Source organism: Nonomuraea sp. NPDC050556, from assembly GCF_044457355.1.
GTDB lineage: Bacteria > Actinomycetota > Actinomycetes > Streptosporangiales > Streptosporangiaceae > Nonomuraea.
On record NZ_JBITGU010000002.1, the window covers coordinates 1,278,989 to 1,295,236 of the forward strand.

14 protein-coding genes are annotated in these 16,248 nt (G+C 68.8%); 5 read left to right on the forward strand and 9 right to left on the reverse strand.

The features are described 5' to 3' along the window. The first annotated feature begins 13 nt into the window (after positions 1 to 13). A complete protein-coding gene (locus tag ACIBG8_RS24015) occupies positions 14 to 397 on the forward strand; it encodes a MarR family winged helix-turn-helix transcriptional regulator (RefSeq protein ID WP_397345148.1) in 384 nt (127 codons plus the stop codon). Between the two features lie 98 nt (positions 398 to 495). Here the strand turns inward: ACIBG8_RS24015 and ACIBG8_RS24020 are convergent, their stop codons facing one another. The 6 genes from ACIBG8_RS24020 to ACIBG8_RS24045 form a co-directional block, all read right to left on the reverse strand. Then, positions 496 to 1,773 (reverse strand): thymidine phosphorylase, encoded by a 1,278-nt coding sequence (locus tag ACIBG8_RS24020; protein WP_397345149.1) that lies wholly within the window; start codon positions 1,771 to 1,773, stop codon positions 496 to 498. A 2-nt stretch (positions 1,774 to 1,775) separates the two neighbouring features. Beyond that, complete coding sequence (locus ACIBG8_RS24025; RefSeq protein WP_397345150.1) at positions 1,776 to 2,171, reverse strand: cytidine deaminase; 396 nt, start codon at positions 2,169 to 2,171, stop codon at positions 1,776 to 1,778. Beyond that, complete coding sequence (locus ACIBG8_RS24030; protein WP_397345151.1) at positions 2,171 to 3,478, reverse strand: ABC transporter permease; 1,308 nt, start codon at positions 3,476 to 3,478, stop codon at positions 2,171 to 2,173. The genes ACIBG8_RS24025 and ACIBG8_RS24030 overlap by 1 nt, the downstream gene beginning before the upstream one ends. Then, positions 3,475 to 4,614 (reverse strand): ABC transporter permease, encoded by a 1,140-nt coding sequence (locus tag ACIBG8_RS24035; protein ID WP_397345152.1) that lies wholly within the window; start codon positions 4,612 to 4,614, stop codon positions 3,475 to 3,477. The genes ACIBG8_RS24030 and ACIBG8_RS24035 overlap by 4 nt, the downstream gene beginning before the upstream one ends. Then, a complete protein-coding gene (locus ACIBG8_RS24040; RefSeq protein ID WP_397345153.1) occupies positions 4,614 to 6,194 on the reverse strand; it encodes an ABC transporter ATP-binding protein in 1,581 nt (526 codons plus the stop codon). The genes ACIBG8_RS24035 and ACIBG8_RS24040 overlap by 1 nt, the downstream gene beginning before the upstream one ends. Positions 6,195 to 6,285: 91 nt before the next feature. Next, on the reverse strand, positions 6,286 to 7,356 hold the full coding sequence (locus ACIBG8_RS24045; protein WP_397345154.1) for a BMP family protein: 1,071 nt from the start codon (positions 7,354 to 7,356) through the stop codon (positions 6,286 to 6,288). 299 nt (positions 7,357 to 7,655) lie between these two features. Here ACIBG8_RS24045 and ACIBG8_RS24050 point away from each other — a divergent pair, with 299 nt between their 5' ends. Then, positions 7,656 to 9,518, forward strand: coding sequence for a Xaa-Pro dipeptidyl-peptidase (locus ACIBG8_RS24050; RefSeq protein ID WP_397345155.1), 1,863 nt, complete (start codon positions 7,656 to 7,658; stop codon positions 9,516 to 9,518). 57 nt (positions 9,519 to 9,575) lie between these two features. Continuing rightward, positions 9,576 to 10,805, forward strand: coding sequence for a pentapeptide repeat-containing protein (locus ACIBG8_RS24055; protein WP_397345156.1), 1,230 nt, complete (start codon positions 9,576 to 9,578; stop codon positions 10,803 to 10,805). Between the two features lie 3 nt (positions 10,806 to 10,808). Here ACIBG8_RS24055 and ACIBG8_RS24060 read toward each other — a convergent pair whose 3' ends face one another. Continuing rightward, complete coding sequence (locus ACIBG8_RS24060; protein WP_397345157.1) at positions 10,809 to 12,050, reverse strand: M20 family metallopeptidase; 1,242 nt, start codon at positions 12,048 to 12,050, stop codon at positions 10,809 to 10,811. Between the two features lie 461 nt (positions 12,051 to 12,511). On the opposite strand from ACIBG8_RS24060, the gene ACIBG8_RS24065 reads away from it, so the two are divergent. Further along, complete coding sequence (locus tag ACIBG8_RS24065; RefSeq protein WP_397345158.1) at positions 12,512 to 13,837, forward strand: peptide ligase PGM1-related protein; 1,326 nt, start codon at positions 12,512 to 12,514, stop codon at positions 13,835 to 13,837. Here ACIBG8_RS24065 and ACIBG8_RS24070 read toward each other — a convergent pair. Continuing rightward, entirely contained in the window at positions 13,797 to 14,000 is a 204-nt protein-coding gene (locus ACIBG8_RS24070; protein ID WP_397345159.1) for an SCO4848 family membrane protein, read from the reverse strand. The two genes, ACIBG8_RS24065 and ACIBG8_RS24070, sit on opposite strands and share 41 nt — an antisense overlap. Before the next feature lie 84 nt (positions 14,001 to 14,084). On the opposite strand from ACIBG8_RS24070, the gene ACIBG8_RS24075 reads away from it, so the two are divergent. Continuing rightward, on the forward strand, positions 14,085 to 15,179 hold the full coding sequence (locus tag ACIBG8_RS24075; protein ID WP_397345160.1) for a D-alanyl-D-alanine carboxypeptidase family protein: 1,095 nt from the start codon (positions 14,085 to 14,087) through the stop codon (positions 15,177 to 15,179). 120 nt (positions 15,180 to 15,299) lie between these two features. Here the strand turns inward: ACIBG8_RS24075 and ACIBG8_RS24080 are convergent, their stop codons facing one another. After that, entirely contained in the window at positions 15,300 to 16,238 is a 939-nt protein-coding gene (locus ACIBG8_RS24080) for a YihY/virulence factor BrkB family protein (protein WP_397345161.1), read from the reverse strand. Positions 16,239 to 16,248: the final 10 nt, after the last annotated feature.

The window sequence follows — 16,248 nt, forward strand, 5'->3', positions numbered from 1 at the left end:
TAACCTCCGCGACATGGACGACGACTCCCTAGTCGAGACGTGGCATCAGGTGCTTGCCATGCATGCCAGGACGATGTGCGCCCTTGAGCGCGAGCTCGGCGAGAAGCACGATCTGGGGCCGAGCGAGTTCGAGGTGCTCGACCGCATCGTCCACCACGACACCAACCTGCGCGTTCAGTCGTTGTGCGACGAGGTCCACCTGAGCCAGAGCGCCCTCTCGCGCGTGGTCGCGCGCCTGGAGAAGGCCGGTCTGGTCACGCGCGGCGTCTGCTCGTCGGACCGCCGCGGCGTGTTCGTGTGCATCACCGACGAGGGGAGAGCCCGCCACGCGGCCGCCCTCCCCACGCAGCGCGCGGTCCTCGCCTCGGTCCTCGCCCCCGCGACCACCTCCAGCTGAGGAAACCCCCTTGGGTGCCGCCCTCCGCGAGGGTGCGGCTCCCTTCGGGGGTTTTACCCTTTTTGGGGGTACGGCGGAGCGGAGGAAGTCGCGACGGGTCAGGTGATGCGGTCGATCACCAGCGGCAGCAGCTCCTCGCTGCCCGCCTCGCCCACCGCGTAGCCACCCTCCAACGCCTGCAGCGCGCGGTCGAAGCGGGAGGTCTCGTCCGCGTGCAACGTCATCAGCGGCTGCCCCTCACGCACGACGTCCCCGGGCTTCACGTGCAGCGTGATGCCCGCGCCGAAGGACACAGGGTCCTCCTTGCGCGCCCGACCGGCGCCCAGGCGCCAGGCGGCCAGACCCACGGCGTAGGCGTCCAGCTTGGTGATGACGCCCGTGGACGGCACCTCCAGCGTCATCGACTCGGCGGCGACCGGCAGCAGCCCGTCCGGGTCGCCCCCCTGCGCGGAGATCATGCGCCGCCACGCGTCCATCGCGGACCCGTCCTTGAGCGCGTCCGCCGGATCGCGAACGCCCGACACCCCGGCCAGCTCCAGCATCTCGCGCGCCAGCCGTACGGTCAGCTCCACCACGTCCTCAGGCCCGCCGCCCGCCAGCACCTCGACGGACTCAGCGACCTCAAGGGCGTTGCCCACCGCGCGCCCGAGCGGCCGGTCCATGGCCGTCAGCAGCGCGACCGTGCGCACCCCCGCGTCCGTCCCCAGCGCGACCATGGTCTCGGCAAGCTCGCGGGCGTTGTCCACGTTCTTCATGAACGCCCCGGAGCCGACCTTCACGTCCAGCACGAGCGCGCCCGTGCCCTCGGCGATCTTCTTCGACATGATCGACGACGCGATCAGCGGGATCGACTCGACCGTCCCCGTGACGTCGCGCAGGGCGTACAGCTTCTTGTCGGCCGGAGCCAGGCCGGTGCCCGCCGCGCACACCACCGCGCCGGACGCCCTGATGACACCGAGCATCTCGTCGTTCGACAGCGAAGCGCGCCAGCCGGGGATCGACTCCAGCTTGTCCAGCGTGCCTCCGGTGTGGCCGAGCCCGCGCCCGGACAGCTGCGGCACGTAGGCGCCGCACGCCGCGACCAGCGGCGCGAGCGGCAGTGTGATCTTGTCGCCGACGCCGCCCGTCGAGTGCTTGTCGGCGGTCGGCCGGTCGAGCATCGACCAGTCCATGCGCTCGCCCGAGCGGATCATGGCCTGGGTCCAGTCGGCGATCTCGCGCCGGTTCATGCCGTTCAGCAGGATCGCCATGGCCAGCGACGACATCTGCTCGTCTGCGACCTCGCCGCGCGTGTAGGCGTCGATGACCCAGTCGATGTGCTGCGTCGACAGCTCGCCGCCGTCGCGCTTGGTGACGATGACCTCGATGACGTCCATGCTCAAGCCCCCCGGCTCAGATCGTCGGGACCGAACGCGTACGGCAGGATCTCCGCCATCCGCTTGGGCCCGTCGACGGTTTCGACCAGCAGTTCCTCGCCGCCGAACTCGAACAGCAGCTGGCGGCAGCGCCCGCACGGCATGAGCAGCTCGCCGTGCCCGTCCACGCAGGTGAACGCGACGAGCCTGCCGCCGCCCGACGCCTGCAGCGCGGACACCAGCCCGCACTCGGCGCACAGTGACAGCCCGTAGGAGGCGTTCTCCACGTTGCAGCCGGTCACGACCCTGCCGCCCTCGACCACGGCGGCGGCGCCGACCGGGAACTTGGAGTACGGCGCGTAGGCATGCTGCATGGCCTCGACGGCCTCGTTGCGCAGGCCGTCCCAGTCGATGTCCATCAGTGGTTCTCCCCGCGGCGGTAGCGCACGCCGTCCGCCGCGGGCATCCGCAGGCGCTGGGAAGCCACCAGGAGCACGAGCAGGGTCAGGACGTGCGGTGTGATGAAGACGAACTCGTTCGGCAGCTTGTCCACGGTCATGAACAGCCAGACCAGGACGATCATTCCGCCGAAGGCGGCGGCGAGCACGGTGTACTCCCTGGCGCCCGCGACGGCCGCCTCGACCGGCTGGCTCCTGGCCGACAGCAGCCCGCGCACCTTCACGCCCACGTAGATGAGCAGCAGGATCGCGCCGAACAGGAAGAACGAGGTGACGGCCTGCGAGCTGCGCAGTTGCAGCGCGTCCGCGTACCCGAACAGCGAGGCACCGACGGCCAGCCCGCCGGGTCGCCAGTTACCGAAGATCATGGCGGCCAGACCGATGAAGCCGCGCCCGCCCGTCTGCCCCTCGACGTACTTGGTGGTGATGAACACAAGGAACACGCCGCCGAGACCGGCCATGGCGCCGGAGATGACGACGGCGACGTACTTGGTGAAGTAGACGTTCACGCCCAGCGACTCGGCCGCCCACGGGTTCTCGCCCGCCGACCTGATCCGCAGGCCGAAGGCCGTACGCCAGAGGATGTAGAAGGTCAGCGGCAGCAGCAGCACGGCCACGATCACCAGGGGGTTCACGTTGCGGGTCAGCCCGCCGAGGATCCCGGCCACGTCCGAGATCAGGAACCAGTGGGTCTTCTCCAGGCTGCCCAGCCAGTCCGTCTGCGCGGAGAAGAACGGAAGGCTCCACGTGCTCGGCTGACCTGACATCGGCGGCGAGGTGGTGATGCCCGCGCCCATCTTCGAGGCCGCAGTGCCCTCCTTGTAGAGCACCTCGGACAGGAAGCGGGTGACGCCGGGGCCGAGCAGGTTGATGGCCACACCGCTGATGATGTGGTCGACACCGAAGGTGATGGTGGCGACGGCGTGCAGCAGGCCGCCGATGGCGCCCGCGAGCAGCCCCGCGACCAGCGCGGCGAACCAGCCCCACTGGTAGCCCGCCCACCCGGCGAACCAGGTGCCCATGACCATCATGCCTTCGAGGCCGATGTTCACCACACCGGCCCGTTCCGACCACAACCCGCCCAGACCGGCCAACCCGATCGGTACGGCCAGCAGCAGTGCGGCCGAGAACGTGCCAGAGGAGGTGATGTCGTCGTACCCGCTGATCACCCGCACCAGCGACATCACCAGGATGAGTACGGCGGCGCCGATCAGGCCCAGGTGGTATTTCCTGACCCGGCGCGCCTCGTTCAGCGTCGCGGTGCTCATGCCGCCACCTCCACGGGGGTGTTCCTGCCGAGCTGGCGGGCGGCCCGCCGTTCTTCCTGTCTGAGCGCCATGCGGCTGGTGACCTCGTTCGCGACGACCACCAGGAGCACGATCGTGCCCTGCATGATGGTGATGACCGACGGCGGCACGTCGGCGAACTGCAGCGGCCCCTGCGCCTTGTCCAGGAAGCCGAACAGCAGCGCGGCGATCGCGATGCCGACCGGCTTGTTCCTGCCGAGCAGCGCGACCGCGATGCCGAGGAAGCCAAGGCCCGGCGTGAAGTTGGAGCCGTAGGCGTGCTTGTCGCCGAGGATCTCCGGCAGGCCGATCAGCCCGGCGATCGCCCCGGAGAGCACCATCGCCGCGATGATCATCTTCTTGGAGTTGACGCCCGAGGCGACGGCAGCGGTGGCGTTGAGCCCGCTGGCCTTGACGTTGAAGCCGAAGCGGGTGCGCTCCAGCAGCACCCACAGGCCGACCCCGAGCAGGATCGCCACGAGCAGGAAGCCCCACAGGCCGCCACCGCGCGGTGCGGGCAGGCCGAACCACTCGAAGACGAAGTTGAGGTTCGGCATCCAGCCGGACTCGGGGATCTGCGGCGTGGAGATGGTCAGCTGCCCCTTGGCGCGCTCGCCCTGGAACGGACCGCGCACGAGGAAGGCGGCCAGGTTGATCGCGATGTAGTTCAGCATGATCGTCGCGATGACCTCGTTGACGCCTCGGCCCACCTTCATCACCGCGGGGATCAGCGCGTAGAACCCGCCGACCGCGGCGGCCACGACGATGATCACGGTGATCTGCAGGAAGCCGGGCAGCGAGAACGTCGACCCCACGTAGGCGGCGACGACGGCGGCGAGGCGGTACTGCCCCTCGACGCCGATGTTGAAGAGGTTCATCCGGAAGCCGACCGCCACGGCCAGACCGGCGATGAACAGCGGCACGGCCCGGTTGAGCACCGTGGTGATGCCCTGGGCGAGCTGGCGGGGGGTGTCGCCGAAGTCGAAGAACGCGCCGAAGGCGGCGATCGGATCAGCGCCCGCCACGATGATCGCGACGCTGCAGATCGCGATGGCGAGCACGATCGCGACCACCGCGCCCGCGACGGTCAGCAGCGCGCGGTACAGCCCGAAGGACATCAGTTCTCGCCTCCGATAGCGCCGGTCATGTAGCCACCGAGCCGTTCCGGCGTGACGTCGCCAGGATCGAGCCTGGCGACCAGTCTGCCCTTGTAGATCACGTTGAGAGTGTCCGACAGGCCGATGAGCTCGTCCAGGTCGGCGGAGATCAGGAGTACGGCCAGCCCGGCCGCGCGCGCGTTGCGCAGGTGGTCCCAGATGGCGGCCTGGGCGCCGACGTCGACGCCTCTGGTCGGGTGCGCGGCGATGAGGAACACCGGGTCGCCGCTCATCTCGCGGCCGACGATCAGCTTCTGCTGGTTGCCGCCGGACAGCGCGAGGGCGAGCGTGTCGACGCTCGGGGTGCGCACGTCGTACTCCTCGACGATGCGCTGGGTGTCGGCCTTGGAGGCCTTCCTGTTGATCCAGATGCCGCTGCGCGCGGGCTTCCTCGTCTGGTGGCCGAGGACGCGGTTCTCCCAGAGGGAGGCTTCCAGGAGCAGACCCTGGCGGTGGCGGTCCTCGGGGATGTAGCCGATGCCGGACTCGCGGCGCTTGAGCGTGGACCACGTGCTGATGTCCGTACCGCCGAGGGTGATCTCGCCGTGCGCCAGGCGCATGCCCATGATGGCTTCGATGATCTCGGACTGGCCGTTGCCCTCGACGCCCGCGATGCCGACGATCTCGCCGGCGTGGATGTCGAAGGAGACGTCGTCGAGCAGCAGCCGCTTGCCTTCTGCCCTGAGCGCTTCGACCGAGACGCCCTTGCGGAAGCCGTCCGCCTCCATCGTGAGGTCCTTGACGGACAGGGTGACGCGGTCGGTGACGGTCGACTCGCGGGTCTCCGGGGTCGGCAGCTCGCTGCCGACCATCAGCTCGGCCAGTTGCCGGGCGGTGACCTCGCGCGGGTCGACGCTGGCCACGGTGGTGCCGCGCCTGATCACCGTGATGGCGTCGGCGATGCTGAGCACCTCGTCCAGCTTGTGCGAGATGAAGATGACCGTCAGCCCGTCGGCCTTGAGCTCGCGCAGGTTGTCGAAGAGCTCGTCGACCTCCTGCGGCACGAGCACGGCCGTCGGCTCGTCCAGGATGAGCACGCGGGCGCCGCGGTAGAGCACCTTGAGGATCTCCACCCGCTGCCGGTCGCCGACGCCGAGGTCCTCCACGAGGCGGTCGGGGTCGACGCGCAGCCCGTGGCTGTCGCCGATCTCCTTGATGCGCGCGCGGGCCCTGGCGGTGTCGAGGCTGCCGGCCTTGGTGGGCTCGGCGCCCAGGACGACGTTCTCCAGCACGGTGAAGTTGTCGGCCAGCATGAAGTGCTGGTGGACCATGCCGATGCCGACGGCGATCGCGTCGCTCGGCGTGCGGAAGCTGACGTCCGCGCCGTTGACCCTGATCTGGCCCTCGTCCGGCTTCTGCATGCCGTACAGGATCTTCATCAGGGTGGACTTGCCCGCCCCGTTCTCACCGACGATCGCGTGCACCGTGCCGGGCTGGACGGTGATGCGGATGTCGTGGTTGGCGACGACACCTGGAAAGCGTTTGGTGATGCCCTCCAGCTCGACGGCGGGTTTGGCCGTGGCGAGGGTGTCCGAGCTCATGCGGTCTCCTGGGAGCCGGGCTAATACGTCAAGGCCCGGGGAATGGAATCTGATCCACTCCCCGGGACCTCAGAACCTGTTCTTACCCAGGTTACGGCTTGGTCGGAACCGTGATCTTGCCGTCCACGATGTCCTTCTTCGCCGCGTCGATCTTGTCGGCGATGTCGTCGATCGCACCGCCGGTCGTCGCCAGGCCCACACCATCGACCTTGAGGTCGTAGATGGTGTTGCTGCCGCCCTTGGCACCGCCCTGGAAGGCCTTGATGAACTCGAACACGCCGACGTCGACGCGCTTGAGCATGGAGGTCATGATGACCGGCTGCAGCGCGGCGTCAACGGTCTGACGCTGGTCGGAGTCGACACCGATGGCCAGCTTCTTGGCAGCAGCAGCCGCCTGGAAGACGCCCTGGCCCGAGTCGCCCGAGGCGTGGTAGACGATGTCGGCGCCGTCCTGGTACATCTTCTCGGCCGCGACCTTGCCCTTGTCGGGGGCCTTGAAGCCGGAGAAGTCACCGTCGGGCGTGAGGTACTTGATGTCGATCTTGGCGTCCTTCTTGACCGACTTGACGCCCGCGACGTAACCCGCCTCGAACTTCTTGATCAGGTCGTTCTCGACGCCGCCGACGAAGCCGACGTGGCCCGTCTTCGACTTGGTGGCCGCAGCGACGCCCGCCAGGTAGGAGCCCTGCTCCTCGGCGAACAGCAGGCCGGTCACGTTCGGCGCGTTGGAGGCCGAGTCGACGACCGCGAACTGAATGTCCGGGTAGGTCTCGGCGGCCTTCTTGACGTCCTCGCCGTAGGCGAAGCCCACCGCGATGATCGGGTTGTAGTCGGCCTCGGCGAGCTGCTTGAGCAGGTCACCGCGGTTGGAGCCGTCAGCAGCGGGGCTGAGCTCCTTGATGTCGGCGCCGAGCTCGGTCTTGGCCTTCTCCAGACCGGCGTAGGCCGAGTCGTTGAAGGACTTGTCGCCACGGCCGCCGACGTCGAACGCCAGACCGATCTTGAGCTTGGACTCCGCGGGCGCCGAGCTGCTCGCGTCGCTCGACGGCGCCGCGCTCGTCGTGCTGCCCGTGCTGCCGCTGCCACCACAGGCAGCTACGGCCATGAGCATGGCACCAGCCACAGTGCCCACGGCAATCTTGCCGAATCGCTTGCTAAGCAAGGCGACTCCTTCCATTTCCCCGCCGTCAACTTCATCGCAGGCGCGAAGAAACGCACGGCAACCCTGCACGGAAGATAGTTGCTTGACCAGGGCAGACCAAACCGGCACACAGGTCCGCAACCGCTCCGTTATCGACATCAGTCGCGTCTGTGACCTGGAACCCCGGTGACTCCGGGGACGCAAGGCGGAAGGCCTTGGCCAACTTTTACTGAAATTTGCACTTTGTCAAGACCTTGCGGTCAAGCCGATCATGGCGGAGATTGCGCATCAGAGGTATCACATACCACTGGAGCCCCTTCATGCTCAGACTCCTGGTCGCGGCGGTCATCGTCGTGACGACAGCAACCCCCGCCTTAGCCTCAGTACCCACTCTGGCGATCGCCAACAACGCCACCCAGCCCGTCTACTCCCGAGCCGACGCTGTCAAGCAGACGGTGTTCGTCGAAGTGGAGGGCACGGACAGCGACAACGACGGCAAACCCGACCGCGTCGCCGTCGACATCCTGCGCCCGAAGGAGACCGACCAGGGACTCAAGGTCGCCACGATCATGGAGTCCAGCCCCTACTACGCGGGCGGCGACGACTCCGTCCCCAACCACGTCGTCGACGTGGACGAGAACGGCAACCCGCTGCCCACGCTGCGCTCGGCGACCACCAAGACGTGGGACCAGCCCTTCGACGGCTACTACGACAACTACTTCCTGCCGCTCGGCTACGCGATCGCGCTCGTGGAGAACCTCGGCAGCGGCCGCGCCACCGGCTGCCCCACCACCGGCGACAGCAACGAGACCGCGGGCCCGAAGGCCGCCATCGACTGGCTGAACGGCCGGGCGAAGGGCTTCGACGCCGACGGCAACCCGGTGGACGCCACCTGGTCGACGGGCAACGTCGGCATGATCGGCACCTCCTACAACGGCACCCTGGCCAACGCCGTCGCCACCACAGGCGTCGAGGGGCTCAAGACGATCGTGCCGATCGCGGGCATCTCCAACTGGTACGACTACTACCGCGCCAACGGCGGCGTCCTCGCGCCGGGCGGTTACCAGGGCGAGGACGCGGACGTGCTGGCCAAGTACGTGCTGACCAGGGAGAACGGCAAAGCCGTCTGCGGCGCGCTGATGGACCAGATCACCGCGGCCCAGGACCGGATCACCGGCGACTACAACGCCTTCTGGGACGCGCGCAACTACCTCAACGACGTCTCCAAGGTGAAGGCCAGCGTCTTCGTCGCGCACGGGCTCAACGACTGGAACGTCAAGACCAAGCAGTCCGTCCAATGGTGGAACGCGCTGGCCGCCAGGAACATCCCGCGCAAGATCTGGCTGCACCAGGGCACCCACCGCGACCCGTTCAGCCTGCGCACCGCCGAGTGGCTGCGCCAGCTGCACGGCTGGTTCGACTACTGGCTCTACGGCATCGACAGCGGGATCATGCGCGAGCCGCAGGCCGACGTCGAGTACGCCCCTGGCCAGTGGGGCACGCACGCCTCGTGGCCGCTGCCCGGCGCGTTGCCGGTGCGGTTGTGGATGGGCGCGGGGTCCAAGCTCTCCCTGCTCCCCCGTCCGCTGTCGCCGCGCGAGTCGTTCGTCGACCAGAAGTCACGTACGGCGGAGCAGCTCGTGGCCACGGCTCCGGGCGCGGACGCGAACCGGCTGGCGTACCTGAGCACGGCGCTCGACACCGACGTCCGCATCTCGGGCACCCCCAAGATCACGCTGCGGGCTTCCATGCGTGACGGCGCCTCGCCGTATCTGACGGCCCTGCTGGTCGACTACGGCACCGACGTCCGGCCGACCGGCGCGCTGGTCAACACCGGCGAGACGCTCTGCTACGGCCAGGGCGTGCCGGGCGACACCGGCTGCACGAACCTGCGCAGGCACGCGGTGGCGGAGACCCCCTTCAAGATCGTCACCCGGGGCTGGCTGGACGTGCGCAACCGGCACCGCGAGGACGCCTCCCAGCCGGTGACGCCGGGCAAGGCGTACCAGTTCAGCTGGGACTTCCAGCCGCAGGACCACATCTTCAAGAAGGGTCACAAGATCGGCGTCGTGGTCATCTCGACCGACTACGCCTACACGCTCCGCTACCCGGAGGGCACCAAGGTCGAGGTCACGCCGGGCGTCTCCTCGGTGAGCCTGCCCGTCGTCTTCGGCCGTCTCTGACCGCCGGGCCGTACCGCCGATCTGGCGGTACGGCCCCGCTCCCGGCAAGGTGAGGGGATGAAGGCCGCCTCGATCGTGTCCGGACTGGTGCTCGCAGCGGTGACCGTCTGGGTGCTCGGTCCTGGCGCCGGCTGGATCCTGGAGCACGTCGACGGCGTGTCCGTCGGCGGAAGGACGGGACTGACCGGCAAGGACCTGGCCGACGCGCTGGACGCGATCCGCGGCAGGGCGCTGGCCGTCGCGACCGGCGTGGCGGCCCTGACCGCCGTCTTCTACACGGCGCGCAACGCCGACACCGCCCGCCGTACCTTCCAGCTCGGCGAACGCGGCCACGACACCGACAGGTACGGCAAGGCGGCCGAGCAGCTCGGTCACGCGGCCGCCCCGGTCCGGCTGGCCGGGCTCTACGCCTTGGAGCAGCTCGCCCAGAACTCCCCCGCCCTGCGCCAGACCGTGGTGGACGTCATCTGCGCCTACCTCCGCATGCCGTACGACCTGGACAGTTCCCAGGCGCAGGAGGAGAAGCAGGTCAGGCTGACCGCCCAGCGCGTTCTCACCGGTCACCTGCGCTGCCTGCTCCCCGGCCGCCGCCACTGGTGGCAGCGCCGGGAGCGGCCGCCCGCCCGGTTCTGGACGGACATCAGGATCGACCTGACCGGCGCCGTCCTCTTCGATCTCGACCTGAGCATGTGCAGGACCAGCCAGGCGCTGTTCACCGGCGCCGCCTTCCACGGCAGAGCCGACTTCAGGGGCGCCATCTTCTTCGGCCGCGCCAGTTTCAGGGGCGCGACCTTCCACGGCGCGGCCGACTACGAGCTGGCGGAGTTCCACGCGGGGTCGGACTTCGTCGAGGTGGCCTTCCACAAGCGCGCGGCCTTCGTCGAGGTGACCTTCCACGACCGCGCCAGGTTCGAGTCCGCGACCTTCGACGACGGCGTGGTGTTCAGCGATGCGGTCTTCGAGCTGCGCGCGCTCTTCACCGGGGCGACCGTTCGCGGTGGCGCGAACTTCCGCGGGGCGACCCTGCCGGCGGGCGCCGAGTTCCGCGACTCGGTCTTCTTCGGTGACGCCTCGTTCTCCCAGGCGTCCCTCCTGGCCGCCGACTTCGCCGACGTCGTCTTCCACCGCGACGCGCAGTTCGACGAAGCGGCCGTGGCGCTCGCCAACTTCAGCGGGACCGTCTTCCGCGAAGGCGACCCGTTCTCCGAGGGGGCCGCCACCGAGGCCCGCCGGGGATGGCAGGGCGGGCGCGCCCCCACAGGGCGGTCGAGGCGATGGCGGCCGTGATGGTCAGAGCGAGTCGGCCAGCGTCGGGAGCTCGTCCGGGATGTCGGCGCGGGCGCCCTCCCACAGGGCGGTCAGGGCGGTGGCGGCCATGAAGCGCACCCCGTGCCCGATCGCGCGCTCGTCCACGTCGAACGTGCCCTGGTGGATGTCGTACTCCACGCCGCCGTCCGGCGACCGGGTGCCGAGCCTGGCGAAGGCGCCGGGGATCGACTCCAGGTACCAAGCGAAGTCCTCGCCGCCCAGCGACTGCTGCGTGGGGACCACGGACCCCTCGCCCAGCGCACGCGCGGCGGCCTCGGCCAGCATCTGCACGCTGACCTCGTCGTTGACCACCGGCGGAACCCCGCGGGTGTAGTCCATGGTCGCCTCGACCCCGTAGGCGCTGGCCACCGACTCCAGCAGCGCCTTGATCAGGTCGGGCGCCGCGTGCCAGGCGTTCTCGTCCAGGCACCGCACGGTCCCCTCGGCGATGCCGTCGTCGGGGATCGCGTTGGCCGCGGACCCCGCCTCGACCCGGCCCCAGACCAGCGACAGCGACGAGCGCGGGTCGACCCGGCGGGAGAGCGCGGCGGGCAGCTCGGTGAGGATCTTGGCCAGCGCGAAGACGAGGTCGGCTGTCAGGTGCGGCCTGGCGGTGTGCCCGCCTGGGCCGCTGACCCTGATGGCCAGCTTGTCGCAGGCCGAGGTGATCGGTCCTGGCTTGAGCCCGACCTGGCCGACGTCGACGCGCGGGTCGCAGTGGAGGCCGAAGATGCGGTCGACGCCGCTGATGCCGCCCTGCGCCATGACTTCGAGGGCGCCGCCCGGCAGCTCCTCGGCCGGCTGGAACAGCAGGCGCACCCGGCCGGGCAGCAGCCCCGCCTCGGCCTGCCTGGCCAGGAAGATCGAGGTGCCGAGCAGGATCGTGGTGTGCACGTCGTGCCCGCAGGCGTGGCAGGCCCCGGCCACGGTCGAGCGGTAGGACACGTCCTTCTCGTCCTGCAGCGGCAGCGCGTCGATGTCGGCGCGGAGCGCGACGGTCGGGCCGTCACCGCTGCCGACCTCGCAGATGATGCCGGTGCCGCGGGGCATGATGGCCGGCGTCAGCCCGGCCGCTGTGAGCCGCTCGGCGATGCGCCGCGTCGTGCGGTATTCGGCGAAGGCCAGCTCTGGGTGACGGTGCAGGTCGCGGCGGAAGGCCACCAGGTCCTGTTCCGTCTCGGTCAGGAACGCGTCGAGTTCCCCCCGCAGCTCACGTCCCCGCATGAGTCACCGTCCCGTCAAATGCGCCACAGCGCCGAGTTTTCGTCCTTTGTCGTACAAGCGAGTGTCGTCCGGTCAGGCCAACTACCCAGCGAGGTGAATACCGCACCCAGAGGCCGTGTGTGCCCGATGGCGGTGTCTCGACTTTAGCTCTCTCGCGGCACTTCCCGCGGACAACTACACCAAAAGATGGGTGACTGCATGCCCGTAACCGCAGGTCGTCACGGTGCGTGAGCCCTCAGGTGGCCCAGAAATAGTCACAATGGATCATAGATATGTCACCCAAAGTCGCCACACCCAAACTTCCGAATCCTGTCACCTCTCGTGCTGGCGATCACACTCCCTGGATGCATGTAAATGTGAAGAATGCGTGTTTCACTCGCTATATGATCACTAATATCCCGTTCGGGGAGAAGCATGCGCGATTGAGCATCTTCGAGCCGAGTGAGGGGACCCTGGTGGTCGTGCCCTCACTCTCGCTTCCCCAGGACGAGCTGCGCCGCATCACGGGGGCCAGGTGCTACGAGGAGCGTCTGCTCTTCCTCCTGCTGAGCCTCAGGCAGCCGGGGATCAAGGTGGTCTACCTCTCCTCGGCGCCCATCGACCCCGCGATCGTCGACTACTACTTCGGATTCCTGCCCGACCCGGATGACGCGGCCAAGCGGTTACGTCTGATCAGCGTCGACGATCCGTGCGCCCAGCCGCTCACCAGAACCGTGCTCTCCCGCCCCGACATCGTCGAGGAACTGCGCGGAGCCGTCGACGGCGACGCCTGGCTGGTCCCGTTCGTCCTGAGCGAGCTGGAGGAGGAGCTGGCCGCGTTACTCAACGTGCCCCTCTACGGTCCGGCCACGTCGCTGGCCTACTACGGCTCCAAGAGCGGCTCGCGCGAGGTCGGCCTGGAGGCCGGGGTGCCCATGGCGCGCGGCTTCGGCGACCTGCGCACGATGGCCGAGATCGAGGACGCCGCAGCCTCCCTGCCCGGCGAGCGGGTCATGGTCAAGCTCAACGACGGCTACTCCGGGCTCGGCAACGCCATCCTGGACAAGGACGACTGGGCGGGCACCAGCTTCTCCGCCTCCGGCGAGACCTGGACCACGTTCGCGGAGAAGATCCAGGACAGGGGCGCGGTGGTCGAGGAGTACATCGAGCACCGGCCGCTCTACTACCCCAGCGCCCTGGCCAGGATCACCCCCGGCGGGCACTTCGACGTGGTCGCCACGCACGACCAGGTGCTCGGCGGGCCCAACAACGACGTCTACCAGGGCTGCACGTTCCCCGCGCGGCCGGAGTACCGGGCCGAGGTGGGCGAGTCGGCGCGCAGGATCGCCGGCGTCCTGGCGGACCGTGGCGTGGTCGGGCTGTTCGGCATGGACTTCTTCGCGCTCAAGACCGACGCGGGCTACCGGGCGCTGCTGTGCGAGATCAACCTGCGGATCGGCGGCACCACGCACCCGTTCGGCGCCTCGCTGCTGACCACGGGCGCCACCTACGACCCGGACACGGGGCTGCTCATGGTGGGCGACCAGCCCAAGTACTACACCGCGACCGACAACTGCGCCGCTCCGTGCCTGCGCGGGCGCACTCCGGGCGAGGTGGTCAAGATGGTCGAGGCCGAGGGCCTGGGGTTCGATCCGGCCCGCCGTACGGGCAACGTCCTGCACCTGCTCGGGGCCATCCCCGAGCACGGCAAGCTGGGCTTCACCTCGATCGGTAACTCCAGGGAGGAGGCCGACGAGCTGCACAGGCTCACCCGCGCTGCCCTCTGCGGAAGCCACGCCACCCGATAACCCCCAAAACCCCCGCAAGCACGAGATTCACGGCAATCAGGATGCCGTGCACCACGTAGAACGCGGTCGGGTGGCCGTCGGCCAGGTTAAAACCAAGATTGATCCACTCGAAGATCATGAAAGCGGCCAGCGCGATCAGGAAACCGGCGATCTTTCGCGACATGTACACCTAACCAAGTATCGAGGGTGGATCTTCGGGGCAAGTCACGCCACATGCGCAAAGACACGAAGCTACGCTGAGATCGCTATGCGGAAGACACTCTTGGTGCCTGCGGCACTCCTGGCGACGGTCACGTTCACGGTGCCCGCGCACGCCCAGACCCCTGTCGGGGGCGAGCTGCTGGGCAGCAAGGGCCTGATCAAACCGGCCGGCGTCAAGGCGCCGCCGAAGACCAAGGCGCACTCGTTCGTGATCGCCGACGCCACCACGGGCGAGGTGCTGGCCGCCAAGGACCCGCACGGCCGCTACCTTCCGGCCAGTACGCAGAAGATGCTCACGGCGCTCACCCTCATCCCCAAGCTCGACGCCAACCGCAAGGTCAAGCCGAGCCGCAACGCCGTCAACCAGGAGGGCACGGCCGTAGGCCTGTCCACCAAGCCCATCTACAAGGTGGACGACCTGTTCAGGGCGCTGATGATGTCGTCGGGCAACGACGCGGCGATGGCGCTCGCCGAGGCGAACGGCGGCGTGGCCAGGACCATGGCCGACATGAACGCCGAGGCCAAGCGGCTGCAGGCCAACGACACCGTGGCCAAGACGCCGAGCGGGCTGGACAAGCCTGGGCAGAGCAGCTCCGCCTACGACCTGGCGCTGATCGCCAGGGCCGGGCTGGCCAATCCGGCCTTCGCCCGCTATGTCAGCACGAAGTCCTCGAAGTTCCCGGCGCCGAAGAGCTACTACGAGATCGCCAACCACAACAAGCTGCTGTGGCGCTACAAGGGCATGATCGGCGTCAAGAACGGCTACACCTCCAAGGCCCTGGGCAGCTTCGTCGGCGCGGCCACCCGCGACGGGCACACCATCATCGTCGCGATCATGAAGCACGAGGGCTATTTCTGGGACGAGGTGGAGTCGCTGCTCGACTGGGGCTTCTCCGCCACCGGCAAGGTCACGCCGGTCGGCGCCCTCGTCGACCCGCTGCCCACCGTCGCCGAGCAGGTCGCGGCCACCCCGGCGCCCAGCAGCGTCCCGGCCGCGCGGACGGCGCTGCTGGACAGCGCGGTCAAGGCGCAGACGGGCACCTCGCGCATGGTCGGCTCTGCCGTCGTGGGCATCGGGCTGGTCGGCGGGCTGAGCTGGCTGCTGTACGGCATCCGCCGCAGGCGCAGCTCACGCCTCTGAGAACACCCCAAAAGAGGCCCCAGTCCACCTCACGAGCCTCACCCGCCGCCCAAAGGACCCCAACCCTCCCAGACCTCAAGACCCCTATGGGTCTGAGCGGTCTACGGGGGTCGGTGGGCTTTAAGGCTCGGAGGAGCCGTTCGAGGGGAACGGGGTCGGGAAGGGCGGCGGGGAGAAGCCCGCGGTGGCCGTCCAGGCGGCGACGTAGAGCACCAGCCTGGCCGAGAAGTTGATCCACAGCAGCAGCCCGACCATCACCGCGAACGTGCCGTAGACCGGGTTGGACATCGTGTGCCCGAGCAGCAGCGAGGCGAGCTGCTTGAGCAGGCCGAACCCGACAGCGCCGATCAGCGCGCCGCGCGCGATGACCCTGAAGGGCTGGGTGGGCCTCGCCACCCACCCCAGCACGATGACGAACATCAGCCAGTCGGCCAGCAGGCTGCCGAGCGTCCCGACGAGCCACACGGAGCCGCTGGCCACCAGGTCGCCCTGGTCGAAGCCGAGGAAGGCGGCGACCGTGTCGGCGGCCTGCGTGGCGAACCCGCTGACCAGCGACGAGACGATCATCGTGAGGCCGACCATGACCAGCGACACCAGGTCGCGCGCCTTGCCGACGAAGAAGTTGAGCGGGTGCGTCGTGGTCATGTACATCTCGCGCAGCGCCCCGCGCAACGCGTCGATCGCCCCGAGCCCCGCGTAGAGCAGGCCGACGACGCCGATGATCCCGACGCTCGTGTAGACCGTGGACAGGCCGCTGAGATCCAGCTTGTCGGCGATGCCGGGCAACTGCTCCTGGATCGCCTGGTTCAGCGCGTCCTTGAGCTTCACGTTGGAGGCCAGGACGAACCCGAACACCGCGAACGCCACGGCGAGCAGCGGGAAGAGCGACAGGAACGCGAAGTAGGTGACCGAGCCGGCCAGCCGGTCGCCGAACTGCTGCTGGTACCTGCGCACGGTCCTGAGCAGGTGGTCGAACCACGGCCAGCGCACCCGGTAGTGGTTGACCAGGCGAAGCCCGCGGGCCTTGATCGCGGCGACCCGTTCGAGCAGGCTTGCCATGCGCTCTCTC

Coding starts and splice junctions, on each gene's coding strand:
- ACIBG8_RS24015 (WP_397345148.1), top strand. CDS start 14: ATGGACGACGACTCCCTAGTCGAGACGTGGCATCAGGTGCTTGCCATG.
- ACIBG8_RS24020 (WP_397345149.1), bottom strand. CDS start 1,773: ATGGACGTCATCGAGGTCATCGTCACCAAGCGCGACGGCGGCGAGCTG.
- ACIBG8_RS24025 (WP_397345150.1), bottom strand. CDS start 2,171: ATGGACATCGACTGGGACGGCCTGCGCAACGAGGCCGTCGAGGCCATG.
- ACIBG8_RS24030 (WP_397345151.1), bottom strand. CDS start 3,478: ATGAGCACCGCGACGCTGAACGAGGCGCGCCGGGTCAGGAAATACCAC.
- ACIBG8_RS24035 (WP_397345152.1), bottom strand. CDS start 4,614: ATGTCCTTCGGGCTGTACCGCGCGCTGCTGACCGTCGCGGGCGCGGTG.
- ACIBG8_RS24040 (WP_397345153.1), bottom strand. CDS start 6,194: ATGAGCTCGGACACCCTCGCCACGGCCAAACCCGCCGTCGAGCTGGAG.
- ACIBG8_RS24050 (WP_397345155.1), top strand. CDS start 7,656: ATGCTCAGACTCCTGGTCGCGGCGGTCATCGTCGTGACGACAGCAACC.
- ACIBG8_RS24055 (WP_397345156.1), top strand. CDS start 9,576: ATGAAGGCCGCCTCGATCGTGTCCGGACTGGTGCTCGCAGCGGTGACC.
- ACIBG8_RS24060 (WP_397345157.1), bottom strand. CDS start 12,050: ATGCGGGGACGTGAGCTGCGGGGGGAACTCGACGCGTTCCTGACCGAG.
- ACIBG8_RS24070 (WP_397345159.1), bottom strand. CDS start 14,000: ATGTCGCGAAAGATCGCCGGTTTCCTGATCGCGCTGGCCGCTTTCATG.
- ACIBG8_RS24075 (WP_397345160.1), top strand. CDS start 14,085: ATGCGGAAGACACTCTTGGTGCCTGCGGCACTCCTGGCGACGGTCACG.
- ACIBG8_RS24080 (WP_397345161.1), bottom strand. CDS start 16,238: ATGGCAAGCCTGCTCGAACGGGTCGCCGCGATCAAGGCCCGCGGGCTT.